Origin of the sequence: Nonomuraea sp. NPDC000554, from assembly GCF_040300065.1 — a bacterium.
Lineage (GTDB): Bacteria > Actinomycetota > Actinomycetes > Streptosporangiales > Streptosporangiaceae > Nonomuraea.
Genome location: NZ_JBEPDC010000014.1, coordinates 42,045 through 65,579 on the forward strand (window position 1 = coordinate 42,045; position 23,535 = coordinate 65,579).

Sequence of the window (23,535 nt, forward strand, 5' to 3'; positions counted from 1 at the left end):
CGGCATCTCAACGCTTGTTCGCCTCGCGTGTTCAGCGCGCTCAATGTCGCGAGGGAGTGTCAGCGGAGGGCGGCTTCGAGCGCGTCCGGCAGGGCGCTGTCGGTGATGACCAGTTCGTCGCCCAGGTTGAGGATGCGCACCTCGCCGTGATCGAGTTCGAGCCGGAGGCCGATCTCCGTCTCGATCCGGTGGTCGATGATGCGGTGAACGGCCCGGATCGGCTGGCCGATGAATCGGCTCATCAGGAAATCGTCTGGGGCGGGACCGACGATGACCTGGCCGTACTCGTCCATGTCATAGGAGTCGTGTGGTTGATCGAGCGTCAGCTCGAGCGAGGCATCGGGGGCGGTGTGGAAGCGGACCGGGCCGAGATCGCTCAGGTGCAACCACATGTGCACCAGTGAGGCTTGGTCGCCGCTGGGGTGGGTGTGCCAGGACACCGTCACCTGGAGCAGCCTTCGGCTGACGAGCTCATCCGCGGAGATCACGACGCCTATGGTGTCACGGTGGTTCGGGCGTTTCCGCGGCGGTCTGCGGAGGTGGCGGGCGGCGTTGGCGTAGCGGATGGCGGTCTTGTCATCGATGCCGAACACGGTGGCCAGATGCAGGGGATCGGGGCCGCGGGTCAGAGCCTCTTCGAGTTGGCGGTCGATGCGAAGGCGCCCCAGGGTGGCGGTCAGACCCCTGACGGCGCTTGACGGGTGAGCTCGTCGAGAGGGCGAGGGTGACCGCCGATGGGAGTTTTCGACGCCTTCACCGAAGGAAGCCGGTGACCAGCAAGGAGGGATGGCGAGCGTTCGTCGCCGAGCACCCGCTGCCCCCGGTGCTGCCGCGCTGACCTTGGAGAAGGTGGCGCACCTGCTGTGACGGGCTGGGCTCCGGCGACATTCTCGTGCCCGGTTCACGCCGCCGCGCCGACCGGCCACTCATAAATGTCGTCGAATGTCAGGTCTACGCCCTGGGCAACCTCACCTACTTATCCTTGACCTCACCCGGCAACGAGCACTGCGGTGCTGCCCCGGTAGCGAGCCGAAACACCATCGCGGCTCCTTGGGACAGGACACATTCACAGCGCAGCCGCCGGCGCCTGCGTGGGCGCCTGAGTGAGATGGTGTTCGTCGTGGTCGCGCAGCATGCGCAGGACCGTGGCGGGCGAGGGATGCCGGCCCTTCTTCGCGCCCTGGGTGATGACAAGCCGGGCGGCGATCTCGCGCAGACTCAAGTCCTGCTCGCGCAGGTGCAGGGCCATGGACAGCATGGCGGGGTCGGTGACGGTGGCGCCGCCGATGGCCTTGCCGTTCCTGCGGGCGGACTCGTGGCCTTCCAGGGTGCGGTCGCGGATGTATTCGCGTTCCATCCCCGACAGCGCAGTCAGCACGGTGAACACCACGCCGGACGGGTCGTGAGTGCCTTGCAGTTCCCCGGTGAGGAACTCCAGGCCGACGTCGGCGGCGCGCAGTTGTTCGGCGAGTTCGGCCAGGGCCAGGCCGCGGCCGAGCCGTTTGTGCTCGTGCACGACCAGGGTGACGGCGATGCCGGAGGCACGTATCTCGCGGGCCAGGGCCACGGCCCGCTCGAGTTCGGGCCGGCGGGTGGCGCGGGTGGAGATCTTCTCGGAGAAGATCCGGCTCACCCCGGCCGCCTTGAGGGAGTCCAGCTGAGTGTCCAGCGACTGGCGGACCGTCGAGGCGCGAGCATAGCCGATCTTGGCGTGCCCTGATGTCTCAGTCTCGCCAGCGGGGCGGGGCAGTTCGACCCAGGCCGAGCCGGGCTTGCGCAGCGCGGGGGTGGGCACGTGGAGCGCTTTGGCCAGCGCGGGCACCAGCCGGAAGCGGGCGGTGTGGTACTGGGCGGCCACCTTGCCTCGGCCGGTCCGGCAGGGCGAGCCGGCGGGGGCGGCGCAGGAGGACATCGGGCAGTCGAATGCTTCCACGCGCAGGAAGTCGTTGTCGCTCACCCCGAGATCGTTTCATGGGAGCGTTTCATCCGTTCAGCCTTTTGCACCGACCTATGAAACAGACAATCCCCTGGGCGCCCCGGCCGCTGGCGGCTGTTTCACAGGCGAGGGCTTATGAAACACCGCCCCGCGGCGCGGGCCGCCAGCACGCTCGCCATCACCCGCTCGGCGGCGTCACGCGTGGGGCCGTGTGCTCGCCCTGGTCAGCGATATGACTATCCCTTTCTCTCGTACTTGGTCTGCCCCCCGACATCCACCAGCTGCGCCACGCCCACGCCACCGAGCTCATCAACGCCGGCGTCTCCATCGAGGCCGTTCGCCGACGCCTCGGCCACGCCTCTGCCGAGACCACCCAGCTGTACGCGTTGCTCGACGACAAGGTCGCCGACGCCGGGACCGGGCGACGAGCTAAGGAAGCTTCGCAACCAGGAGCAGCCTCAGCTCACTGCAATCAAGATCCTTCTCAGCGCCAACGGCTGTCCGCCGATTCCTCGACCCCGGACTAGCGAGGCGTCGACGCAGTAGGAGTTGGAGAACAGCCGGACGGTCGCGGTCTTGGTGACCTGGCGGACCTCGCTCCACTTGAACGCTTCGGCCAGCTGCGCCGAGGTCGGCGACGGGAACGGCGCCCCGGCCATCCACCACTCCAGCGACCCTTGGCCGGTCTCCGAATGCATCCGCCGGTGATAGACAATCTCCACAGGCGGTGAACAGCCGGTTCAGTTGCGCCAGGTCGGACACCTTGGTGCCGCTGGTCTCCCCGTAGGCGGCGATCTCCACGAGGAACTGCTGCCGGACGGAGCGGAAAATCCTCTCGATCTTGCCCCGGCCTTCCGGCTGTCCCGGCCCCGAATGAATGATCTTCACGCCGAGCCGGGCAGCCGCCCGCTTCAAGGCGACATCGACGAACGCCGACCCGTTGTCGACATCAATGGACTCGGGGACGCCGCGGGCCGCGAGCGCCGCCGCCAGCCAGACGGTGTCTTCGAAATAGCCCCAGCGGTGCCCGACGATGGCCCGGCTGTGAAAAGGCGAAGAGGAATGTCTTGCGGCCGGCCACCTTCGGGCCGTGAAGTGCGTCGCCGGTCCAGATCTCGTTCGGCCGCGGCGCCTCGAACCGGCCGAAGGCCTGCGGCGGCTGCCCGTCCGGGCGGGTCACCAGCTCCAGGCGCTCGAAGTGGCGCAGCAGCGTGCGCGCCGACGGTGACCAGCCCGAGGTCTGGCGCAGGATCCGGACGATCTGCGCGGCGGTCCGCTCCGGCTTCTCCCTCTTCAACGCGGCGCTGCGATCGCCAACTAATTGACTCGCCACCCGCCCCGAAACGGCATCGTCCATGCCCTGGCCAACCCCATGACCAAACACGGCTGGACCACCCGAGACGAACCCCCGCTGACCAGCGGCTCAGCGCCTATCGAGAAGCCTCGTTGGGATATGACCACTACCCCGTTTCGGGGGTCAGGGTCGGCGCTCTCGTTCCCGTAGTTGGCTCATGAGGTCGTTCAGCCGGGCGTTGAGGTTGTCGCGTTGGCTGAGGAGATCGGTGACGCGGGCTTCGGCGGCCTGACGTTGAGCTTGCTCGCCTTTCAGCGTGGCCTCGGTGGTGGCCAGTTGCAGGCGCACGTCGTTCAGCGCAGTCAACGCCTGCGCTCGTGCGGCCTGTTCCTGCTCCAGGCGTTCGCGTGCTCGTTCGCTGTCGGCGCGCGCGATGGTGGCCGCTTGCTGCGCCTGTTCGTGTGCCGTGTGGGCGGCCTCGACTTGTGTGGTGGCGGTGGCCAGTCGTTCGCTGCTGACTTTTAGTGCGCCGTCGCGCTCGGCGAGCAGCCGTTCCAGTTCGGCGATGCGGTCGGCCTGTTCGCGGGCGCGAGTTTCGGCTCGGCGGCGTTCCGCCGCCGATTCCGTCTGTAGCGCGTGCATGTGAGTGGCCTGCTCATCGCGCGAGGCGATGGCGTCTTTGGCGTGCTGGTCGGCGTCGCGGGCGGCCTGCTCGGCCCGTTTGCGTGCTGCCTCGTGGTCGTCTACCCGCTGGGTGGCCAGGCGCTCGACCTGCTGGGCGTGCTCGCGTTGGCGCTCGGCCTCGGCCTCGGCCCGCTGCCGGGCCTCAGCCTCTGCGGCGGCATTACGGCGCGCCGCGTCGCAGGTGTTGAGGGCCTCGGTGACCCGCTGCTCGCTGTCGGCGGCCGCGGCTCGGGCCTCCTCGGCATGCTGTTCTGCGGCCTGCGTCTGGACGATGAGGTTCTGGTTGGCGTGGCGGAGTTGCTCGGTGAGATCGCTCAGCTGGGCGGTCCACTGCTCAGCGAGCGGAAGCAACCTCTCGGTCGCGGCCCCGACGTGGCGTAGCGCCTCGCCAGTAGTGGCGTTGTGCGTGACGGTGCGGGCGCGATGCGCGGCGGCCCGGCACGCCGCGCTGCAGAACCGGGCCCGGCGGCCGCCCTTGCGCCTGCCCTGGTCGTCGCTCTCCCGGACGGGCAGAGCGTTACCGCAACCATCGCGTGCGCACCGCTCCACGCCTTCGATACCAGGGGAGGGTATTTCGGCGGGCCCGGCTGCAAGATCTCTCTTCACGAACCCGACTGTAGCATTTACGTACGCTGAGCAATCGATATTGATTACGTTCGCACGGTACGAATCTGTGAGGCGATCTGACCCGTGATAACATTGTTTATCGCGTGTCAGGTGAGACGCATGGTCCCTCCTGTGAAAGGGCGGAAATCGGGCATGAGTCACGACGGGCAGATCCTGCCGGCGGGGGAGTTCTACGCCGCGCCCGCGGCGCCAGGGCGCGGCGGCGATCAGCGCGGCGCACACACCGCCGCCGACTACGCGCTCAGCGAGCAGGCGCGGGCACGGATCGCCGATGGCGTACCGGCCAACACTCGCCGCGCCTACGCCCGCCAGTGGGCCGCCTTCACCGCCTGGTGCGCCGAGCACGGCCGCCTCGCGCTGCCTGCCACCTCCCACACCCTGGCCGAATACACCTCCCAGCTGTGCACGAACGGCCAGGCCCCGGCCAGCGTCGAGCAGGCCATTGCCGCTGTGCGCACCATGCACCGGCTGTCCGGCCACACCGGTCAGCCTGCCACTGAGGCCGCCCGCCTCGCGCTGCGCGCCTACAAGCGCGAGCGCGCCGAGGACGGCGGCCGCGGCCAGCGCGAAGCTCCGCCCATCACCATCGACGCCCTGCGCGCCATGGTCACCGCCTGCGACCTGGCCGCGACCAGAGGGTTGCGCGACCGGCTGCTGATCGTGCTCGGCCTCGCGCTGATGGGCCGGCGCAGCGAACTGGTCGCGCTCACGCGCGAGGACGTGCGCGAAGTCGCCGACGGCCTGGAGGTGACCATCCGCACCTCCAAGACCGACAAGGACTCCCGCGGCGAGACCATCGCCATCCCGCGCGGCAGCCACCCCCTCACCGACCCTGTCGCCGCCTGGCGCGACTGGCTGCACGCCCTGGACCAGGCCGGACACACCACCGGCCGGCTGCTGCGCCGCATCAACCGGCACGGCAGCATCGGCCCTTCCCTGGGCGCGGATGCGGTCAACGTCATCGTCCGCGACCTGGCCGTCCGCGCGAATGTTCCCTACGCGCACACCGTCACCGCGCACAGCCTGCGCGCCGGCGGCGCCACCGTCGCCTACGCCGCCGGCGTCCCCGTCGCCGTCATCGCCAAACACGGCCGCTGGGCCGCCGCCTCACCCGTGGTCTTGCGGTATATCCGAGCCGTCGATCGCTGGCGGGACAACGCCATGAGAAATGTCGGCCTGTGATACGCCTGGAAGATCTCTATTGCCACGTTGCATTCTCGATCTTGACGGCCCAGAGACGGATCCTCCGCGTACCTGAGACACCCGTGGTAGGAGCAGCCTACGTCGGTGTCTCGAAATCTCCCCCAGGAGGCGAACGTCCGGCGACTAACTTGCGGGAATCTTGCCTTCTCGCAAGTTAGCCATGGTGCTCGCAACGCAACGGATTTGAATTTCCGAATTCGAATTTCTAGAAAATCGGAAAATGCTAGGCTCCGGCTGTGGCTGCGGAGACTGGCGCGGTGACGCCGTGTAAGCACTGTGGGACGCCCATCGAGCAGCGGCAGGGGAGAGGGCGGCCGAAGGCGTACTGTCCCGAGGGGAACTGTCAGGCTGCGGCCAAGCGAGAGCGCGAGTTGCGCCGGGCCACCCCTGGGCTGGAAGGGGCGCTGGCCAGGGCTGAGCAGCTGTACGACCGGATGGAGAGCGGGCTTGCCGCGGCCATCGAACCGCTGGCTCGGGCGCTGGCAGACGAGCTGAGCCCCGCTGGGGTCGAGGCGAGGTTGAGCGCCGTGCAGGCGGAGGCGCACACGCGCGTCGCCATCGCGCGTACCGAGCGGGAGCAGGCGTTCGAGCAGGTGCGGCTGGCGCGCGAGGCGGCTGAACACGCGCGCCGCGAGGCCGCGGCGATGCGGTTGCGGGTGGAAGAGGCCGAAGCCGAGCGCGACACCGCGCTGGGCGACGCCGAGCAGGCGAGGGAGCAGGCGCTCGCCGCGCTGCGTGAAGCGTCCAGTACCGAGCGGCAGGCTCTGCAGACCGCCGAGGAGGCCGGGCGGCGGGCGAAGCTGGCCGAGCGACGGGCCGAGGAGGCCGTTCGGCGGGCGGAGCTGACCGAACAGGCCCGCGACCAGGCCGTGCAGGAGCTGGCCGAGCGGATGGAGGCGGCCGCGGCCCGCACCGCTGAGGCGCAGGCGCAGGCCGTCCAGGCGGAGGACGACGCCGCACTCGCGCGCACGGAGCGTGACCAGGCCCTCGATAAGGTGACGGCTGCGACGCGCGCCCGGACACGGGCCGAGCGTGACGTCGCCGCGGCCGACGCCAGGGCCGAGGCCGCAGGAGAGGAACGCGACCGAGCGGTCGCACGCGCGCAGGTCGCGGAAAGGGCCGTCGCGGAGGCGCAGCGCGATCGGGCCGTGGCGCTCAACGAGGCGGCCCAGGCGGGGGACCGGGCTGAGCGCGACGTCGCCGAGCTGCGCGAACGGCTTGCGGCCGCCGAAGACGTCCTCGTACGGGAGAAGGAGGCCTGGGAGGCCGAGATCCGGCAGGAGACGGAGCGGAGCGGCGAGGCGCTGGCGGCGGAGCGAGCGCGGGCCGACGCCGTGACCCAGGAGCGTGACCAGGTGCAGATCGAGTTGCGCTTGGAGCGGGTGCGCCTGGATGACGCACGCGCCCAAGTCGAGACCGCACGAGCGGAGGCTGCTCAGTTGCGGGAGCGCGCGGTGGCCGCCGAACTGCGTTCGACGTGAAAGCGTGCGTAAGAGGCCCCCACTCGGGTCGGCGCCTCCAGGTGCAAAGTAGCTCTGCGTGATCGCTGTTCGGAGTAGCTGGTAGGCGGATGGCCAGCTTCGACGCAGGGAACGTAACCGGGGTTGAGAAACCGGCGGACAGCCGTTATCGATGAGAATGATCATGGAGCTGCGGAAGATTGGAACGCTCGGCTTTGTAACGGGTTGATCGCTGTGGGTTGATTGCGGGTGGGCTGGGCCTACTTTGCTGGCATGCCTGCGGAATTCCTGTCTGCTGAGCAGAGAGCGGCCTACGCATCGTTCGCCGACATGCCGTCGCTGTGTGTTCGGGATCTTCTCCATGCTCGGCTACCGGTTCGCACCTCGCTTCGCCGACCTGGGCGACCAGCGGTTCTGGCGGGCCGACCTGCCCGACGGCAGCAGCGGCGCGTACGGGGTGCTGGAGGCGATCGCTCGGAACAAGGTGAACATCAAGAAGGTGCTCACGCAGTGGCCGGACATGGTGCGGGTCGCCGGGTCGCTGGTGACCAACCAGGTGCGCGCCTATGACCTGCTGCGCATGTTCGCCCGCCAGGGTAACCCGACCCCGCTGGGGCAGGCGTTCGCCCGGATCGACAAGACGTTGCACCTGCTCAGCATGCTGGACCCGATCGATTCCAGCTACCGCCGCAGCCTGGGCAAGCAGCTGTCGGTCCAGGAGTCCCGGCACCGTCTGGCACGCAAGCTCTGCCATGGCAACGCCGGAAAGATTCGGCAGGCCTACCGGGAGGGCCAGGAAGATCAGTTAACGGCATTAGGGCTGGTTCTCAATGCTGTGGTTTTGTGGAATTCGAAGTACTTGTCGGCGATCCTGGATCAGCTGCGTGCCCAGGGCGTGCCGGTCAAGGACGAGGATGTGGCCCGGCTGTCCCCGCTGGGCCACGCCCACCTCAACTGCCTGGGCCGCTACGCGATCGCTTCCTCGGCCCCAGACAAGGGCCTGCGGCCGCTCGGAGCGGCGGCGCTGCCCCAGGACGCATCTTCCGCTGTCGTGGACGAGGACGGTGTGTAGAGCTTGCATTGATCAGCGGTCGTCGGCCCCTGTGAGAGGTCGGGTCGAAGCCTTGCACGTGGCTCGTGGGCCGTGCTTACGGCCGGTCTGGGTGAGTATCGGTTCGTCTGAACCGTCGATCTTGTCCGTGATGATCAGCCAGGTTCTGCGGCACCTCGGCCCTGAGGTCGGCAATCACCGCGGCGGCATGGATGGCGACCAGTGCGGCCTGCGGGCGTGGCGGTCCACGAGCCGGAGGCCCGTCCTCACCAGCACCCAGCCGAGCCGCTCCTCGAAAGCACTGATGACCGACGCGGGGGCGACCAGGCGGGCTTTGCGCTGCCGGTCAGCTTCTTCCCACAGCTCACGGGCTCGTACGCCTTCAACAAATAGGTATAAGTCTGGATGCATCGTGATCTCCTGGGTGATCGTCACGGTCGGAACGGGAAGCCGTACGTGTGCACGGCGACGTACTCACGGCTCTGTACGCGCGACAGCGGCCGTGGTCGGTGAACATGGGTCGGTAAGTGGGTCTGTGCGGCCTTGTGGGTAGCACCCTCTGATCCTTCGGTCAGATGCGGGGCGGCGCGTCCGCGCTCGGAGAGGGCGACGCCGTGGTGTGCTGGGCTGTTGCCATGCCGGTCGCGGGAGTCGGTTGGCCGCGGTAGATCCATAGGAGGGCTCCTGTCAGCAATACGGTTCCTCCCAGCAGCCAAGGAGTCGGGCCGGGCGGCAGGACACCTACGAGTAAGCCAGTGAGGGCGCCGATCAGTTGCAGGGCGAGAGACTGGACGGATAAGGCGGTAGCGCGGCCCGCACTTGTGACCCGGCGGTGCAGGAGGTCATTTTCGCTCGGGCCCGCCGAGCCGAGCCCGAGGTACACCAGGCCATAGCCGGTGGCAGCGAGGGCTGTCGCGGGTGCTCCGGTGGATGCCGCGGTGGCGCCGAGGAGGAGCAGGCCGCTGGCGCTTGTCCCAAGACTTGCCAGGACTGCGCGCTCGCCGCTGCCTGCCAGACGTGCGATGAGCGGTGCGAGGTGGCTCCCGAGACCCGAGCAGAGGAAACCGGCACAAGCAAGCGAGGCGAAGACCACCGCGCCAGACTCCGATGCGCCGGTCAGGATCGCAACACGGCCCGGTGTGAGCAGTTCGACGGCGGCCAGGGCACTGCCGGCAGCCCCCGCGCTGAGGAGGATACGGCGCACCATCGCGTCGCGTCCGCCCAGACGCAGTCCATCTGCGATGGTGACAGGGATACCTCGCAGTACGCCGCGCAGAGTGGCTGCCGACCGAGGTGGCTCGCGCAGGGCCGTCAGGACGTACAGCACGAAGACGATCTCGATAGCAGCGGCCAACAGTAGCGGGACCGATAAAGGAAGAACCAAGCCGGAGGTTGCTTGGCTCAGTTGCGTACCCACGTCCGGGCCGGTTGCCAGCAACCAGGGCACGGCGCCGCCGAGCAGAGTGCCGGCGGCCAGCGCCGCCGATGTTGCGGACTTCCCTCGGGCTAGACCGGGACGCAGGTCGGCGCTGGGGCCGGAGTGCGCATGGACGATGTCGACGTACCAAGCCTCGGCCGGCCCGCTGGACAGGGCTCGGCCCGCCCCCATGAGGGCCATGCCGCAGGTGAGCACCCAGGGTGTGGCGCCCAGACCCAGAAGGATGAAAGCGGTCAGGTTCAGCAGACCGGCGGCGGCCAGGACGGTGCGCCGTCCCAGGACGTCGGACAGCCCTCCTGTGGGCAACTCCAGCGCGGCGGCGGTGAAAGAGTGCGCGGCGAAGAAGCCCGCGATGGCCGCGAGGGACATGCCACGTTCGGTGAAGAGCAGGATCAGGGGCGCGATGGTCAGACCGGCCGGAAGCCAGAAGAGCACGCAGGCTGTGACATAGCGGCGACATGCGGCGCGCATGTTCAGCGGCTCGGTCACGATGCGTCCTCGCCGGTAGGCACGGGAACGGAGGCGTCCGGATCAATGTCGGGATCGTGCGGTGCGAGGGGCAGTCCGGCAACGAGGAAGACGACCTGAGCAGCGCGTGGGTCGCCCGCGTCTCGGGTGGTCAGTTCCTCCACTTTCCGATCGAGCACCTGCCGCAGCTCGGTGAGAGACTCGGGGGTCAGCCGGAGCAGCAGGTCGGATATATCCGATGGTTCCAGCCACTCTTGGCCGAGCCGCCCGGCGGCGATGTCGGCCTCATGCCGGGCAAGGGACGCCTCCAAGTGCTCAATCTGGCGCCTGCGTGCGAAGCTGACGAAGGCGCGGCTTTCCGGTGCCGCGTCCATCGCCTTGTTGCTCCAGGACGTCACCAAGTGCACCGCCCGCCAGCGGCGCTCTCGCCTGTCGCGGTGCTCAGCCTCGGCGACGAACGCATACTTCGCCAGAACCCGCAGGTGATAGCTGGTGGAAGCGGATGTCTCTCCGGTCCTGACCGCGAGTTCGCTCGCGGTGGCAGGTCCGTCCTGCCGCAGCAACCCGAGCAGCCGGATGCGGAAGGGGTGCGTGAGTGCCTTCAGCGCGGCGGCATCCTGCTCAGGTTCGAGAACGCGCTTGTGCTCTTCGCTGACCATAGCCAAAGAGTAGATCCACCAACCATCTTTCCCAAAGTATTTTTGCAAAAAATCTTTGGGAAAGATCTGCGGTGGGAACTCAGCGCAAAGGCGGGCGGCGACAACCCGGTCGAGTCAGGAACGCGGGTTTTTGGACTGAGGTTTCTGGACGGTGTTGTCGCTGGTGGCTACGGTGTCCGGAAAGGTATATCTTTCTGGACACCACGCCGAAGGTGGCTGATGACTGTTTGGGCGTACGCACGAGTCTCGACGCGTGACCAGAACCCGCAGCTCCAGCTCGACGCCCTGGCGGCCAGCGGCTACGACGAATTGGTCATGGAAAAGGAGTCGGGCAGGCGCGGTGTCGCGCGACCGGCATGGGAGGCACTCCTGGCGCTGCCCAAGACGGGCGACACCCTGAAGTTCTGGAAGTCCGACCGGTGGGGCCGCTCAGCGGGACACGTGCTGACCACGGTCAACGAGCTGCGCGACCGCGGCATCACGGTGGTGTCGCTGACAGAGAACTTCGATCTGGGCACCAAAGAGGGCCGGTTCATGTTCGCGGTCCTGGCCGCAGCCGCGGAATACGAACTGGAGCTGCGCGCCGAGCGGCAGGCCGAGGGAATCGCCGCCGCCAAGCGCCGCGAAGCCACCGGCGCCATGCTCCCCGGCAAGAAGAAGACCGGCCGGCCGCGCGCCATCGGCCCCGCCGAACTGGCCACACTACGCCGCCTGGTCGACGACGGCGCCTCGGTCACCGAAGCCGCCCGCACCCTCAAAATCGGCCGCTCCACCGCCTACGCAGCACTCGCGCGCCGCTGACCAGCAACTACCCCACCCGTATCCCGCACTCTGCCCGGCCGTGCCCCTTAGCAAGATCGTTCTCATCGATAACGGCTGTCCGCCGGTTCCTCACCCCCGGTAACCCCGCCCAGCCTGGCTCGCCAACGCCACTAGCCGTTCAGTTGCTGCTCACCGCCCCGTGGCGGAGGTCGTATGGCGGGCGCTGGATCTGCCGGCAGGAGCCGCGGTGGTGCCGTGCTGTCCCGTGAAGCCGTGGCGAGCTGCTGATGCTCTCGCGCTTGGCAGTCAGGATGACTGAACTTCGTCGAACAGGGCGAGGGCTTCGGTGGGGTCCGGGCTCACGAGGCGTTCCAGACCGGCCGTCGTGATCTTCGCCCATCTGCCGGCCCGTGCCCACATCTGTTCCTCGAAGGCGCGGACGGCCTCGTCCAGATCGTCAGGACCGGGGGCGGCGGCGACGGACTCGGCGAGTTCGGCGCCTTCCAGCATCGCGAGGTTCGCGCCCACCCCCAACGGGGGCATCAGGTGGGCGGCGTCGCCCAGTAGCGTCACCCCGGGGACGTGGGCCCACGTGTGGGACACGGGCAGGACGTAGAGGGGGCGGTGGACGAAAGCGGTGCCGTGGCGGAGGAGGTCGAGGACGGGAGTGGCCCAGCCGTCGAACAGAGCCAGCAGGCTTGATCGCACGGCCTCGACGTCGGCCAGGTCCAGGCCCACATCCAGGCCCGCGTCCGTGCCCGCGCGCCGGTTCAGGCCCATATGCCGGTCCAGGTTCGTGTGCCAGTCCAGCGGCGCGCGGAACTGGGCGAACACCTTGACGTGGCCGCCGCTGTTGCGCTGGGCGACGAGGGCGCGGTTCACGCCGTACACAGCCATGGAACCGTCGCCGATCAGCCGGCCGACGTCGGGGTGGCGGGTGTCGACATCGTCCAGGGAGGCCTCGACCGCGGTGACGCCGGTGTAGTGCGGCGTCGCGGACGAGACTGCCGGGCGGACCCGGGACCAGGCGCCGTCCGCGCCGATCACGAGGTCGAACGTCTCCTGTCGCCCGTCCGCGAAACGGACCAGCACGCCGTCCTGGGTCCCCGGCACCACCTCCGTCACGCCCCGTCCCCACTGAACGTCGAGGGGGCCGAGCAGCAGGTCACGGAGTTGCCCCCGGTCGATCTCGGGATTGGCCTGACACCCGGACGGGGTTGCCAGTCGCGAAGGACGGTTCCGTCCGCGTCCAGGATGCGCATGGCCTGCCCCTCGGGACGGGACAGCGCCTGGAACTCCGCCAGCAGCCCCGCCTTGCCCAGCGCGAGCTGGCCCATCCCTTCGTGCAGGTCGAGCGCGCCGCCCGGGGGACGGGCGTCGGGGGCGGGATCGCGTTCGAGGATGGTGACGGGGTGTCCGTGGCGGTGCAGGACGCGGGCGAAGGTGAGGCCGGCGGGGCCGCCCCCAATCACGGCAATACGGTGTCTCATGGCGATACAGTGTATTTAACTATTACGATGTATCGCAACAGTACGATGTAACCATGACTGTGTGGGACCGGCCGGAGCCGCCGACTCGCCCCGTGCCGCTCGACCGGGAGCGAATCGTTGCCGCCGCCATCGCGCTGGCCGACGAGGGCGGGCTGGAGGCGGTGTCGTTGCGCAAGGTCGCCGCCCGGCTGGACGCCGGCCCGATGCGGCTGTACGGATACATCTCCACCAAGGAGGAGCTGTTCGACCTCATGGTGGACGAGGTCCACGCCGAGATCCTCCCCGAGGAGCAGCCCGGCGACTGGCGGGAGGTGTTGCGCATCCGCGCCCACCGCACCAGGCAGGCCACCCTCCGTCACGAATGGCTGGCCGACCTGCTCGGCGGCCGTCCGACCCTGGGCCCGAACGCCCTCGCCGTGACCGAGGCCACACTGGCCGCCCTCGACGGCCTCGCCGACCTCGACACCGTCATGCGCGCCGTGGAGACTGTCAGCGCCTACCTCACTGGCGCGATCAGGCGCGAGATCGCGAATCTGCGGGCCGAGCGCGCCACGGGCCTGTCCAAGCGCGACTGGCAGCGTGCCTTCGGTCCGCATGTGAAGAGGATGCTGGCCACAGGCCGCTTCCCGGCGCTGGCCAAGGCCGTGTACGACGGCACGGAGGTGGACGCCGAGGCGTCCTTCACGACCGGGCTGGACTGGGTCCTCGACGCCGTGGCCGCCAAACTCGCCCGGCCGCCGGCGTGACGCTCAGGATTTCCAGGTGACATCCGTGGCGCCGCATAACGCCGCCAGACTGCGCACCCACCTGCTCCTCTGGTTCAGAGGCAAGCTCTGACGCCGGACGACCGGGCGGCGCTGGAAGGGCTGCGCCATCTGCAGCGGCACGCGGACTCCTAGGGGGCAGGCCAAGTACGGCAGTCACGTCTCTGACCAGGGCTTTCACGGGACCCGGGCAACGTGGGGCCGCCACGATGGCGTGCTCCGGAGGTGGCGACGGCCCGACGCGGTGCGCGGGCCATCGCCGTCGTAGCGGGTCGGTTGCGTCTCAGGCGGTGGCGGGCTGGAGGAGTTCGATCTCGATGGCCAGCACGCCAAGTGCTTCCTTCTCGGGGCCGTAGATGCGGCGGATGTCGGCCAGTTGCTGCTCGCGCGGGCTGTCGGGGTTGACGTTGGCTGGGCCCTCGGCGTCGAGCATCTCCTCGAAGTTGCCGTACCGGCTCACCCGCTTGACGCGAGTGAGGGCGTCGTCGCGGCCGCACACGAACCGGATGTGGTCGCCGGCCTTGAGGCTGCGCAGGTTCGGATAGCGCACCCGGACCTCGATGGTTTTGCGGCCAGCGGCGACCAGGTCGAAGTAGCGGCGGTAGAGGTTCATCTCGCGGGCGCGCACACCCGTGGAGCTGCGCGGGCGTGCGGTCATGATCCTGTCCAGTTCGGCGGTGGTGTAGCTGCGGCAGAAGTGCTTGGGGGCAAATGGCCAGACCATGGCGTCAACGAAGGAGTCGACATCGCCGGGCCAGGTGGTGATGTCGAGCATATGGTCGCGGGCCGATGATTCGACTCGCTTCCGTGGTCTGTGCTCGCCGCTTGCTGGGTGATGACATCGCGGGCTTCTGCGCGGCGCTGGCCGGCGGAGAAAGGGGTCGGAGCTATCGCGACCGGTGGCGCGAGCAGTTGAACAGGAACGTCGCAAGGAAATTGGGCCGGTGAGGAGTTCGAGCTGGGTGGACAGGGTCAGCAGCTCGGCGGCGTTGCGGGCCAGGCCCCTGAGTTCGTGGACTGTGACGCCGGACTTTCGAGAGGCTTTCTGCGAGCGATTATCGGGTCACAACGGACACGAACTCTCAACTGGTCATTTCTGCGAACCACACGAGCTACATCCGGGTCCGCGCGTACGCTTGCAGTGCGTCGCGGACGAACGTCGCCCCCGCGGCGTCGTCGTACATGCCAGCGAAGCGGGGGTCGTCGACGTACATGGCCCCCAGGCCTTTCACCATCTCGATCGAGCGCTCCCGGTCGCCCTCGGCGGTGGGGGTACCCGGGATCTGGCTCAGCCACTGGACATGCCGGGCAGCCAGTGACTGAGCGTGTTCCGATGTCGGAGAAACCCCGGCCTTCACCGCTGCGACCCATGCGGCGACGAGGTCTTCGGTGGCCTGCTTCCAGGCCCGCTGCTGGTCAAGGGTCTTGCCGTGCCACCAGTCGTTGCTCACTTGGAACGCGCGCTCGCCCCAGCGTGAGATCACCTCGTCCTTGTAGCGGTCGTTGAACCCCGCCAACATGACGTCCATCCGCGGTTCCGCCCCCGCCTGCAGGGCCTCGAGCGTGTGACGCACAGACCGGATCTGCCGTTCGATGCGGTCCCGTTCCTCTTCCAGCGCGGCGATGTGGGCGCGGAGCCCGTCGCACGTGTCCACCTCGTCGGCCAGGACCTCGGCGATGGCCGGCAAGCCCATGCCGAGCTGGCGCATGAGCAGGATCCGCTGTAGCCGGGCGACCGCCGCAGGGTTGTAGTAGCGGTACCCGTTCGCGCCGACCCGGGACGGGGCCAGGAGCCCCACACGGTCGTAGTGACGCAGGGTCCGGCTGGTGATGCCGGCCCTCGCCGCGAGCTCCTGGATCGTCCACTCCATCGTTCCAGTGTTACCCGCGGCGGAGCGTGGTTGCGATGATCTCCGAGCTTTCGGCGTGCAGGGCCTGCGCCGCCGTCTGCCCGGTCGCCGCCAGGTAGGTGTCGACCAGCCGGTTGCCCGCGGAGTACCCGGCGCCCATCGGCAGTCCCACCGGGGTGAGGCCGAAGCGCTCGGCACTGGGGTCGCCGTGTACCCAGGCAGTGAAGTTCTGCATGCCTGTCACGTCGAGCCCGGTGAGTACCTTGCCGAAGATCTCGTCGTCGTGCAGGTGTGGCACGCCGATGCGGGTGGGGCCGAGCTCGTCTCCGTAGAGCTGTCGGGCGAAGGCGTCGGCCAGGCCCTCGGAGACGATGTGATCGCCGACCGTGACGGTCATCGGGTCCCACACAACCCCGCCCGGGCCGAACCGCAGGTTGTGGTTGAGTTCGTGCACGGCGGTGGCCTCCAGCCGCTCCACGTTCTCAGGGAAGGGCCAGAGCGTGATCACGATGTGGCCCGAGATGCCGCCGAACCCGGTCACTCCTTGGCAGGGCCCCATGAAGTGCTCGTCACCCGGATCACCGAGCACGAACAGCACAGTGATGTCCGGGGCCTCCAGCCCCGGCGTCGCCTCCAGCAGTACGGTGAGCGCGTCGTCGAGGGCGCGTTGCATCCGCTCCCAGGCTCCGGCCGCCGCCAGGGTTTCGAGCGCGTCGAGGCAACGCTCCTCGTCGCGGTCGATGGGGAACCCGGACGCTTCGAGGTGCATGGCCACCAGGTCGACCTCGCCGGGGTAGTAGCGGTACATGCCCCTGGTGGGCTCCAGCATCGAACGCAGCAGGTCAACGCGGTCCGCGACCGGGGCCAGCAGGATCCGCCTCATGGCGGAGTAGGTGTCAAGAACAGTGATCGACATGGCCCCGATGCTAGAAGTTGACGCAGCGTCAAGGTCAACCAGCGGCGCCTTTCGTCGAGGTACGGCTGGCATGCCGTCATGACCGGCGATTCGCCGCTGCGATGGACTCACGCAACCCTGCTGCCGTGCCGCCTGCGCTCCGGCTCACGCAAGAACGCCCACTACGCCGCCTTCCGCGAGGTCGGGCGCGTGATCAGTACCGTCCAGCTGCTGCGGTACCTGTCGGACGCGCCGCTGCGCCGGCGGGTGATCGCGGCGAGGTGGTGTCGCACCGGCTCGACCGCGACACCGAGTTCGCCTGCCGCCGCTGCGGCGCGCGGCAGCGCGGCCGATGGGTGGCGGCCGGGCCAAGCCGCTGTGCAAGAGCTGTTTCCGGGCGTTGCCCGATCACACCGGCCCGGCAGCGAGCTGACCAGCCGGGACTGGGTTGAGCGCGCAGCCAAGCGGGGCGTCCTGTTCGGTATCAACCTCGCGATAAGTCCCGCCTCGCGTAGCCGAAGGCGGCTCACGTGTCCTCGAGGGTGGCCAGGTGGGCCGTGACGTCGTCGGCGAAGTGGGCGAGCAGGCGGCCGAGGTCTGCGCGGTCCTGCTCGGACCAGTGGGCGATGGCGCCGGTGAACCAGCCGATGAGCGTGCGCGCGTAACGGTCGGCGGCCGCTTTGCCCTCGTCGGTGGGCTCGATGAAGCTGACGCGGCGGTCGTTGGGGTCGCCGATGCGGCGGACCAAGCCGCGCCGCTCCAACTGCTGGACCTGCCGCGTGACGTGGGGCTGGACGAGCTGCATCTGTTCCGCGATCTCGCTGATCCGCAGCGGCTTGCCGGCGAGATGTACCGAGGCCAGGACGGAGAACGCCGGCCGATCCACCTCGACCCCGGCGGATTTCATGGCGTGCTCGGTCAGGCGGCCGCGGCTGATGGCGTTGCTCAGCTGCGCGAGGCGGGGCATCACGGCCAGTACCTGGTCGTCGTCTCCACCGACGGGACTCTTGGGTCCGGCGTTCATCGCAGCTCCAGTTGCATACTTAAAACATGTATCTATATGGTGGGGTCTGCGGTCATGCTTCGAGGCCGCATCGCACCTTCAATAAGGATACCTAAAGCATGCATCTATTTCCTGGTGTACGTCTGACGAGGAAGGATTCCTGATGAACCGCAGGGTCAACCGTAAGATCCTCATCTCCGGGGCCAGCATCGCCGGCCCGGCGCTCGCGTACTGGCTGGACCGCTACGGCTTCGAGGTCACCATCGTCGAAAAAGCCTCCCACCTGCGCGGGGGAGGGTACGCCATCGACATCCGCGGCACCGCCCGCGACGTCGTCGAACGGATGGGCGTACTCCCACGTCTCCGGCAACTCCACGTGGACACCCGCCAGATCACCTTCCTCGCCCCCGACGGCACCGTCCTCGCCAGCCTGCGCCCGGAGGCCTTCACCGGCGGCACCGAGGGCCTCGACCTCGAAGTACGCAGGGGCGACCTGGCCGACTGCCTCTATGACCAGGTCAAAGACAAGGTCGAGCTCCTGTTCAACGACTCCATCGCCACCCTCGACGACCGCGGCGGCCACGTGGAGGTCACCTTCGACAGCGGCGTCCGGCGCACGTTCGATCTGGTGGTCGGCGCCGATGGGCTGCATTCCCACCCCCGCGGCCTGGCCTTCGGCCCGGAGGAGCGCTACCACCGCTACCTCGGCTTCTGCTTCGCCGGCTTCACCATGCCCAACGACTTCGGTCTCGAGCATGAGGGGGTGCTATGGAACCTTCCCGGCAGAGCGGCCGCCCTGTACGCGCACGAGCCCGGCGAGCCGATGCATGGCTTCCTGACCTTCGCACAGGATGAACCGCCCTTCACGGCCTTCCGCAGCCCGCAGGCACAGCGCGAGCTCGTGGCTTCGACGTTCCCCGACACGGTGTGGGCGATCCCTCGGATGGTGGCGGCGATGCGTGCGGCCGAGGACCTGTTCTTCGACGTCGTCAGCCAGATCCACATGCCTGCCTGGTCCACCGGCCGCGTCGCCCTTGTGGGCGACGCGGCTTACGCGACGTCGTTCATGTCGGGTCAGGGGTCGAGCGTGTCGCTGGTGGGCGCGTACGTCCTGGCGGGCGAGTTGGCCACCCACGGTGACCACGTCACCGCTTTCGCGGCGTACGAGAAGATGGTCCGCGACTTCGTGGAGCAGAACCAGGCCCTCGCCACGGAGGGCGGGGGCGTAGTCGCCCCGCGCACACGGCAGCGCCTCGACGCGCGTAACGCGATGTTGCGCACCCAGACGGCGCTACCGTCCGGCACCGAGGGCCGCGCCGCCAACACCGCCCTCGTCCTGCCCGACTACGAGCGTGCACTCGGGAGCTAACCCGCGGCCAATTGGTGTCGATGGGGGTCAGCCCACATGACCCCAAAACCCACATTGGGATGATCTTGAAGTGGGTACCGCGATCGACCGGCTGATGGCCCACCGCGACGTCGGCGTCCGGGAGAAGACCCTCAACCGCCTCCTGTACGAGACCGCCGCGCGCGCCCTCAACATCGAGAACCTGGACCTGACCGCCCGCCAGGCGCGGGTCAAGGCCAAGGGCGCCCGCGCCAAGACCCGCCGCCGCGGCCAGACGCGCGAGGACGTCTATTGGGACGTTGGCTCAGCCCAGCTACTACCCCGCCTGCTCAAAGGCCGCAGTCGCCAGCCGCCTTGGCTGGACCTGCTTGGCCGGTAGCGCGTTACCGGCAGCAGCACCGCCGCGCCCCAGCCTGCGACAGCAGGTCAGCAATTCAGCGGGCAGGAGCGCCTATCAGAAAATCGCTTTCGAATCTGATGCGGGAGATCCCTATTTCCCAGATAGGAAACGATCTTCTCGCGTGAACGATCAGACCGGCTCATCAGCTCCAAACCCGGACCGTCAGGTTGGGGGACGCGGCGACCGCCCGCTCCAGTCGCAGGTGCTTTTGCCGATCGACGTAGGTGTGGAGTGCGTGACCGCGCCTGATGACAGCAGCACGACATGCTGGAGGCCGGCCTGCCGTGCGGCTTGGAGGAAAGCGTCGCCCTCGTTGTGGACGGGAAACAGGAATGCCCGGTCGGCTCCGTCCAGCACCGGGGGGAGAGTCTCCGGTTGGGTCAGATCGCCGGCACGACTTCGACCTCGTCCGGGAATGAATGATTGCTGGGGTTTCAGGTCATGACGCGCACCTTCTCGCCCGCGTCGAGCAGCTGGCGGACGACGTGGGCGCCCACGTTTCCGGTGCCACTGGTTACGACAAATCCCTTCTTCAGTGGGCCGACGAGGCACTAGGCCTGGATGAGGCCGAGTTGCTGCAGCTGTGAGTAGACGTCGACGACTCCCCAGATGTCGGCGACCTGGCCGTCGGCGAAGCGGGCGATGAAGATCTCGTTGTAGGTGACGGATTTACCGGTCGGAGGCATGCCCCGGTATTCACCGGAGTTGGTCCCGGTGACCGTCTGCCGAGCGACGATCTTGTCTCCGTCGGCGAGCAGGTCTTCGACCGTTACGTGAATGTCGGGGAACGCGCGCAGGAGGATCTCCCATACGCGCTTTTGTGCCTGCACCGCGGTCACGCCAGTCCGCTCAGCCGTGTGGAACCGCCCGTCCGGGTGAATGAACTCGTCGATCGCCTTCGAGATGACCTCCAGATCGCCGCTGTTGATGGCGTCGTGGAAGCGGTGGTACGTCTCCTTGTTGCGTGCTTCCTGGGCTGTTGACATGTCGCCTCTCCTTGGATCGAGACGGTGCGGTCATAGATGCCCGCAACGGGACGCCTGGCGGTGAAACCAGCGTCTCGGTGGTTACGACGACATAGCCCCTCGGATTGTGAGGTGGCGCCAACTTCACATTCGAAGAGGATGTCTCGTCGAGTTGGCGAGAACGGATGCGATCAAGGGAACCGCAACACCATGACCACCCCATCCGATCCGGGTCTGAGCGCGATCATGAGCGGAGTCAGCTCATCGGTCTCGCGTACCGGCTCCTTCGCTCCCTGTCCGAGGCAGAGGATCCTGTCCAGGAGACTTATGCCCGCTGGTACGCCATTAGGTCCCCCGGCACCTGGCTGACCCGCATCTGACGCCGAACGCGAACAGCTGCGCGCCGAACGACTGGCCCGCGGCGAGGCCCACGACTATGGCCTGTGGGACGACGAAGACTGAGCCGCGATCACGGCCACCACGGCGAGCATCTCGGACGATGATCTCGCCGAGCTCAACGTGGGCGTTGCTATTCGGATCAGGATGCCAGGGGTCGAGCGCTCGATAGTCAAGGCGGGCGACGCTGGGGTCAGGGCGTCGCCGCTCGTGCCCGGTAGTTCAGTTCTGTGAGCGACGGGGCACGCGTCGCCCTGAGGAGGTGGAGCGGGAAAAGGAGCTATGGCAACGCAGCAGCCACACCGCTGCGATAAGAAGATCAGCGGCGATCAGTGCGGTGATCCACGTTGGATTGAGTCTGGTCGAGTTGTCGCAGTGCGTGGGAGAAGTCGGCGGCGTTCGGGTGCCGCTGGCTTCGGCCAAGGTGCCGGCGGCCGGTGGACGGGAGCGCGGCCGTGATCATGGCGGCGGTCGCCGAAACCGCCATGAGCGGGCCGACGACGAGGGCGACCATTGCGACGGATGGTGGCCCTCCCGCCACAAGGTATTGCGCGCTGACGCTCAAACCGTGCAGAGCCGCCGTGCCGCCGGTTGCCATGATCATCCAGCGTCCGGCCATCTTGTGCTGGAACAGCAGCAGCGCGCCCGTGGCGAGCAGGGCCGCCTCCACGATGCCCACTGCCAGATTCACCGCGATCAGCTTGGTCGGCGCAGACGGGTCTGGGAGGAACCCGACAAGCAAAACGATCATGTACAGGAGCTCTGGAAGGCACAGGAATGCCAGCGTTGCCGCGATGGTCGCTGTGCCGTCGCTGTCCGACGTGCCGCGGGCCGACCGGGCCCGCCGGGTCTTGATGTCGCGGTAGCAGTACGTAGCGGCCGTCAGGACAGTCAGCAGGTAGTAAAGGGGCATCATGTCGGATAAAGCGCGTCCCTGCTCAAGCAATTGCGGGATCCACAGGACGCCGCCGACAGTGAGCGTTGTGGCCACGTAACCTGCCCCGCGCGCCAGGCTTCTGGAGCACGGCGTGAGTGCCGCCGTCAACACTAGGGCAGCCCCCAGGACGAACAGGTATGCGAAGATAGTGTTGTCATAACCGGCTATGCCATGCCGCTCACTGAGCGGCAGAGTGATGAGCAGCACGAGCAAGACCGCCGGGGGGCCGAACCGCTCCAGCGTTGCGAGGCCTGTGCCCGCGGGCGGGCCACCAGGGGGTGCCGAGCTCTTCACCGCCCGGGGTGGAGCCACAGGCGGGAGCGGAGTCGTGCCTACCTTCGTGGGGGGTGGGGTGGACTCCTCTGACGGTGGAGGCTCGGGTGCACGGTCGAGCCGTCGCAGTGCCTGGGAGAGGTCGGCGGCGGTCGGGTATCGCTGGGCGGGGTCCTTGCGCAGCAGGGTCAGCACGAGGTCGTCCCAGGCGGGTGGGATGCCCTGGGCCACCGAGCTGGGCGTGGGGGGCTCCTGGGTGAGGTGAGCCGACAGGTAGCCCACGGTGTCGGGTGACTGGAACGGCAACCGGCCTGTGGTCAGCTCGAAGAGAAGGCAGCCGAGCGCGTACAGGTCGCTGCGCGGTTCTGGGAAACCACGTGCCTGTTCGGGGGCCATGTACGGGGGTGTGCCCACGATGAAGCCGGTCTGGGTGAGTCGGTCGGCGGTCGCGTAGGGGTCGGCCGCCCGCGCGACGCCGAAGTCGAGGACCTTCACGGTGCCGGAAGGCGTGATGAGGATGTTGGACGGCTTGATGTCGCGGTGCATGATGCCGGCATCGTGGGCGTCAGTCAGTGCGTCGCATATCTGCGCGCCCCAGCGGGCAGCGTCGGGCAAGGTGACGACGCCTTGGCGCAGCATCGTGTCCAGGCCCTCGCCTCGGACCCGCTCCATCACCAGGAACGGGACCCTGTTGTCTCCGGTGCCGGTCTCTCCGAGGTCGTGGATGGTCACGATGTTGGGGTGCTGCAGCTGGGCGGTGATCCGTGCCTCGCGCAGGAACCTGGCGCGTGCCTCGTCACCGCGGCTTCCGCCGCCGGCGAGCAGGGAGATCACCTTGACTGCGACGGGCCGGCCCAGTGTCTCGTCCTGCGCTTCCCATACTTGCCCCATGCCGCCTTCGCCGAGCTGTCGCACTAACCGGTAACGGCCCCCAAGGAGCTTGTCTTGCACTGTTACGCCTCTCCCGTTTTCGAATCTTCGAGTTTTCTGTCGAGCCGACCGGGGGCTCGGTCCAGAACGCGGTAGACGGTGGCGCGGCCGATGGAGAACACTTCCATCAGGTCAGCGATGGTGTACTCGCCGGTGGCGTGCATCCGCACCAGTTCGGCTTGCTGGCGGGTGGTGAGCTTGGGCTGACGCCCCTTGAGCTTGCCCCGAGAGCGAGCAATCGCCATGCCCTCCCGGGTGCGCATCTTCAGCAGGTCGGCTTCGAACTCGGCGAACACGGCGAGCATGTTGAAGAACATCTTCGACATCGGGTCAGCGGGGTCGTAGATGCTGCCGCCGAGCGACAGGCGGATGCCGCGGGCAACCAGGGTGTCGCCGATGTCGCGAGCGTCGGGGACCGAGCGGGCGAGACGGTCGAGTTTGGGGACGACCAAAGTGTCGCCGGCACGTACGGCCGCGAGGGCTTGGTCGAGTCCGGGCCGGGCGCGGTTGGTGCCGGTGAGTCCCTTGTCGAGATAGATCCGGTCGCCCGCGACGCCGAGCGAGGTGAGGATCTCGCGTTGGGCGGCGAGGTCTTGCAGGACCGTCGAGCATCTGGCGTAGCCGATCAGTTCTGCCACCCGGGCAGCGTACCGTTTAGGCCCCCATCACCGGACAGTTTCGTGGACCACCTATCTGAGATGG

At 68.1% G+C, this 23,535-nt stretch carries 26 protein-coding genes and 1 pseudogene; 10 read left to right on the forward strand and 17 right to left on the reverse strand.

Annotated features, from left to right (window positions below; translation table 11 throughout):
• Positions 1–59: 59 nt before the first annotated feature.
• Together ABT294_RS25460 and ABT294_RS25465 are read right to left on the reverse strand one after the other, a co-directional pair.
• Positions 60–488, reverse strand: a complete 429-nt coding sequence (locus ABT294_RS25460; protein WP_350808757.1) for a hypothetical protein — start codon at positions 486–488, stop codon at positions 60–62.
• A gap of 578 nt (positions 489–1,066) precedes the next feature.
• On the reverse strand, positions 1,067–1,957 hold the full coding sequence (locus tag ABT294_RS25465) for a recombinase family protein (protein WP_350808758.1): 891 nt from the start codon (positions 1,955–1,957) through the stop codon (positions 1,067–1,069).
• A 251-nt stretch (positions 1,958–2,208) separates the two neighbouring features.
• On the opposite strand from ABT294_RS25465, the gene ABT294_RS25470 reads away from it, so the two are divergent.
• On the forward strand, positions 2,209–2,463 hold the full coding sequence (locus ABT294_RS25470) for a tyrosine-type recombinase/integrase (protein WP_350808995.1): 255 nt from the start codon (positions 2,209–2,211) through the stop codon (positions 2,461–2,463).
• On the opposite strand, the gene ABT294_RS25475 is transcribed toward ABT294_RS25470, so the two are convergent.
• The 3 genes from ABT294_RS25475 to ABT294_RS25485 all read right to left on the reverse strand — a co-directional run bounded on the left by ABT294_RS25475 (position 2,395) and on the right by ABT294_RS25485 (position 4,520).
• Positions 2,395–2,634, reverse strand: coding sequence for a hypothetical protein (locus ABT294_RS25475; protein WP_350808759.1), 240 nt, complete (start codon positions 2,632–2,634; stop codon positions 2,395–2,397). The genes ABT294_RS25470 and ABT294_RS25475 overlap by 69 nt on opposite strands.
• A 251-nt stretch (positions 2,635–2,885) precedes the next feature.
• The gene (locus ABT294_RS25480) at positions 2,886–3,293 is read right to left on the reverse strand and encodes a hypothetical protein (RefSeq protein ID WP_350808760.1); all 408 of its coding nucleotides are present in this window, start codon (positions 3,291–3,293) and stop codon (positions 2,886–2,888) included.
• Between the two features lie 120 nt (positions 3,294–3,413).
• Complete coding sequence (locus ABT294_RS25485; RefSeq protein ID WP_350808761.1) at positions 3,414–4,520, reverse strand: coiled-coil domain-containing protein; 1,107 nt, start codon at positions 4,518–4,520, stop codon at positions 3,414–3,416.
• Between the two features lie 153 nt (positions 4,521–4,673).
• On the opposite strand from ABT294_RS25485, the gene ABT294_RS25490 reads away from it, so the two are divergent.
• The 3 genes and pseudogenes from ABT294_RS25490 to ABT294_RS25500 all read left to right on the forward strand — a co-directional run.
• On the forward strand, positions 4,674–5,723 hold the full coding sequence (locus ABT294_RS25490; protein ID WP_350808762.1) for a site-specific integrase: 1,050 nt from the start codon (positions 4,674–4,676) through the stop codon (positions 5,721–5,723).
• Between the two features lie 257 nt (positions 5,724–5,980).
• Entirely contained in the window at positions 5,981–7,225 is a 1,245-nt protein-coding gene (locus tag ABT294_RS25495; protein ID WP_350808763.1) for a coiled-coil domain-containing protein, read from the forward strand.
• Between the two features lie 322 nt (positions 7,226–7,547).
• Positions 7,548–8,276: pseudogene (locus tag ABT294_RS25500) on the forward strand (Tn3 family transposase); the annotation flags it as partial.
• Between the two features lie 174 nt (positions 8,277–8,450).
• On the opposite strand, the gene ABT294_RS25505 reads toward ABT294_RS25500, so the two are convergent.
• The 3 genes from ABT294_RS25505 to ABT294_RS25515 form a co-directional block, all read right to left on the reverse strand.
• Positions 8,451–8,690, reverse strand: coding sequence for a hypothetical protein (locus tag ABT294_RS25505; protein ID WP_350808764.1), 240 nt, complete (start codon positions 8,688–8,690; stop codon positions 8,451–8,453).
• 136 nt (positions 8,691–8,826) lie between these two features.
• On the reverse strand, positions 8,827–10,182 hold the full coding sequence (locus tag ABT294_RS25510; protein WP_350808765.1) for an MFS transporter: 1,356 nt from the start codon (positions 10,180–10,182) through the stop codon (positions 8,827–8,829).
• Positions 10,179–10,820 carry a helix-turn-helix domain-containing protein gene (locus tag ABT294_RS25515; RefSeq protein ID WP_350808766.1) on the reverse strand — a complete coding sequence of 214 codons (642 nt, stop codon included), beginning with the start codon at positions 10,818–10,820 and terminating at the stop codon, positions 10,179–10,181. Before ABT294_RS25515 ends, ABT294_RS25510 begins: the two co-directional genes overlap by 4 nt.
• Positions 10,821–11,039: 219 nt before the next feature.
• Here ABT294_RS25515 and ABT294_RS25520 point away from each other — a divergent pair, with 219 nt between their 5' ends.
• Positions 11,040–11,621 carry a recombinase family protein gene (locus ABT294_RS25520; RefSeq protein WP_350808767.1) on the forward strand — a complete coding sequence of 194 codons (582 nt, stop codon included), beginning with the start codon at positions 11,040–11,042 and terminating at the stop codon, positions 11,619–11,621.
• A 267-nt stretch (positions 11,622–11,888) separates the two neighbouring features.
• On the opposite strand, the gene ABT294_RS25525 is transcribed toward ABT294_RS25520, so the two are convergent.
• Together ABT294_RS25525 and ABT294_RS25530 are read right to left on the reverse strand one after the other, a co-directional pair.
• A complete protein-coding gene (locus ABT294_RS25525) occupies positions 11,889–12,707 on the reverse strand; it encodes an FAD-dependent oxidoreductase (RefSeq protein ID WP_350808768.1) in 819 nt (272 codons plus the stop codon).
• On the reverse strand, positions 12,704–13,072 hold the full coding sequence (locus tag ABT294_RS25530) for an FAD-dependent oxidoreductase (protein WP_350808769.1): 369 nt from the start codon (positions 13,070–13,072) through the stop codon (positions 12,704–12,706). The genes ABT294_RS25525 and ABT294_RS25530 overlap by 4 nt, the downstream gene beginning before the upstream one ends.
• 53 nt (positions 13,073–13,125) lie before the next feature.
• Between ABT294_RS25530 and ABT294_RS25535 the strand changes: the two genes are divergently transcribed.
• Positions 13,126–13,818: a TetR/AcrR family transcriptional regulator gene (locus ABT294_RS25535; protein WP_350808770.1), complete on the forward strand. Its 693-nt coding sequence runs from the start codon at positions 13,126–13,128 to the stop codon at positions 13,816–13,818.
• 301 nt (positions 13,819–14,119) lie between these two features.
• Here ABT294_RS25535 and ABT294_RS25540 read toward each other — a convergent pair whose 3' ends face one another.
• From ABT294_RS25540 to ABT294_RS25550, 3 genes are all read right to left on the reverse strand, one after another.
• The gene (locus ABT294_RS25540; protein ID WP_350808771.1) at positions 14,120–14,611 is read right to left on the reverse strand and encodes an ASCH domain-containing protein; all 492 of its coding nucleotides are present in this window, start codon (positions 14,609–14,611) and stop codon (positions 14,120–14,122) included.
• 337 nt (positions 14,612–14,948) lie between these two features.
• Positions 14,949–15,707 (reverse strand): MerR family transcriptional regulator, encoded by a 759-nt coding sequence (locus ABT294_RS25545; RefSeq protein ID WP_350808772.1) that lies wholly within the window; start codon positions 15,705–15,707, stop codon positions 14,949–14,951.
• Between the two features lie 10 nt (positions 15,708–15,717).
• Entirely contained in the window at positions 15,718–16,602 is an 885-nt protein-coding gene (locus ABT294_RS25550) for a DUF2268 domain-containing putative Zn-dependent protease (protein ID WP_350808773.1), read from the reverse strand.
• 78 nt (positions 16,603–16,680) lie between these two features.
• Between ABT294_RS25550 and ABT294_RS25555 the strand changes: the two genes are divergently transcribed.
• Entirely contained in the window at positions 16,681–17,142 is a 462-nt protein-coding gene (locus ABT294_RS25555) for a Tn3 family transposase (RefSeq protein ID WP_350808774.1), read from the forward strand.
• Here the strand turns inward: ABT294_RS25555 and ABT294_RS25560 are convergent.
• Positions 17,108–17,605, reverse strand: coding sequence for a MarR family winged helix-turn-helix transcriptional regulator (locus ABT294_RS25560; RefSeq protein WP_350808775.1), 498 nt, complete (start codon positions 17,603–17,605; stop codon positions 17,108–17,110). The genes ABT294_RS25555 and ABT294_RS25560 overlap by 35 nt on opposite strands.
• A 142-nt stretch (positions 17,606–17,747) precedes the next feature.
• Between ABT294_RS25560 and ABT294_RS25565 the strand changes: the two genes are divergently transcribed.
• Complete coding sequence (locus ABT294_RS25565; protein WP_350808776.1) at positions 17,748–18,953, forward strand: Rossmann-fold NAD(P)-binding domain-containing protein; 1,206 nt, start codon at positions 17,748–17,750, stop codon at positions 18,951–18,953.
• A gap of 70 nt (positions 18,954–19,023) precedes the next feature.
• Positions 19,024–19,311 (forward strand): hypothetical protein, encoded by a 288-nt coding sequence (locus ABT294_RS25570; RefSeq protein WP_350808777.1) that lies wholly within the window; start codon positions 19,024–19,026, stop codon positions 19,309–19,311.
• Positions 19,312–19,883: 572 nt separating this feature from the next.
• Here ABT294_RS25570 and ABT294_RS25575 read toward each other — a convergent pair.
• A complete protein-coding gene (locus ABT294_RS25575) occupies positions 19,884–20,318 on the reverse strand; it encodes an ester cyclase (RefSeq protein ID WP_350808778.1) in 435 nt (144 codons plus the stop codon).
• A 164-nt stretch (positions 20,319–20,482) separates the two neighbouring features.
• On the opposite strand from ABT294_RS25575, the gene ABT294_RS25580 reads away from it, so the two are divergent.
• Positions 20,483–20,677 (forward strand): sigma factor, encoded by a 195-nt coding sequence (locus ABT294_RS25580; RefSeq protein WP_350808779.1) that lies wholly within the window; start codon positions 20,483–20,485, stop codon positions 20,675–20,677.
• A 335-nt stretch (positions 20,678–21,012) separates the two neighbouring features.
• Here ABT294_RS25580 and ABT294_RS25585 read toward each other — a convergent pair whose 3' ends face one another.
• Positions 21,013–22,854 (reverse strand): serine/threonine-protein kinase, encoded by a 1,842-nt coding sequence (locus tag ABT294_RS25585; protein ID WP_350808780.1) that lies wholly within the window; start codon positions 22,852–22,854, stop codon positions 21,013–21,015.
• A 2-nt stretch (positions 22,855–22,856) separates the two neighbouring features.
• Positions 22,857–23,471 (reverse strand): recombinase family protein, encoded by a 615-nt coding sequence (locus ABT294_RS25590; RefSeq protein ID WP_350808781.1) that lies wholly within the window; start codon positions 23,469–23,471, stop codon positions 22,857–22,859.
• Between the last annotated feature and the right edge of the window lie 64 nt (positions 23,472–23,535).

Coding starts and splice junctions, on each gene's coding strand:
- ABT294_RS25515 (WP_350808766.1), bottom strand. CDS start 10,820: ATGGTCAGCGAAGAGCACAAGCGCGTTCTCGAACCTGAGCAGGATGCC.
- ABT294_RS25520 (WP_350808767.1), top strand. CDS start 11,040: ATGACTGTTTGGGCGTACGCACGAGTCTCGACGCGTGACCAGAACCCG.
- ABT294_RS25575 (WP_350808778.1), bottom strand. CDS start 20,318: ATGTCAACAGCCCAGGAAGCACGCAACAAGGAGACGTACCACCGCTTC.
- ABT294_RS25535 (WP_350808770.1), top strand. CDS start 13,126: ATGACTGTGTGGGACCGGCCGGAGCCGCCGACTCGCCCCGTGCCGCTC.
- ABT294_RS25540 (WP_350808771.1), bottom strand. CDS start 14,611: ATGCTCGACATCACCACCTGGCCCGGCGATGTCGACTCCTTCGTTGAC.
- ABT294_RS25480 (WP_350808760.1), bottom strand. CDS start 3,293: ATGGACGATGCCGTTTCGGGGCGGGTGGCGAGTCAATTAGTTGGCGAT.
- ABT294_RS25490 (WP_350808762.1), top strand. CDS start 4,674: ATGAGTCACGACGGGCAGATCCTGCCGGCGGGGGAGTTCTACGCCGCG.
- ABT294_RS25555 (WP_350808774.1), top strand. CDS start 16,681: ATGACCGGCGATTCGCCGCTGCGATGGACTCACGCAACCCTGCTGCCG.
- ABT294_RS25475 (WP_350808759.1), bottom strand. CDS start 2,634: ATGCATTCGGAGACCGGCCAAGGGTCGCTGGAGTGGTGGATGGCCGGG.
- ABT294_RS25550 (WP_350808773.1), bottom strand. CDS start 16,602: ATGTCGATCACTGTTCTTGACACCTACTCCGCCATGAGGCGGATCCTG.
- ABT294_RS25580 (WP_350808779.1), top strand. CDS start 20,483: ATGCGATCAAGGGAACCGCAACACCATGACCACCCCATCCGATCCGGG.
- ABT294_RS25545 (WP_350808772.1), bottom strand. CDS start 15,707: ATGGAGTGGACGATCCAGGAGCTCGCGGCGAGGGCCGGCATCACCAGC.
- ABT294_RS25530 (WP_350808769.1), bottom strand. CDS start 13,072: ATGAGACACCGTATTGCCGTGATTGGGGGCGGCCCCGCCGGCCTCACC.
- ABT294_RS25560 (WP_350808775.1), bottom strand. CDS start 17,605: ATGAACGCCGGACCCAAGAGTCCCGTCGGTGGAGACGACGACCAGGTA.
- ABT294_RS25565 (WP_350808776.1), top strand. CDS start 17,748: ATGAACCGCAGGGTCAACCGTAAGATCCTCATCTCCGGGGCCAGCATC.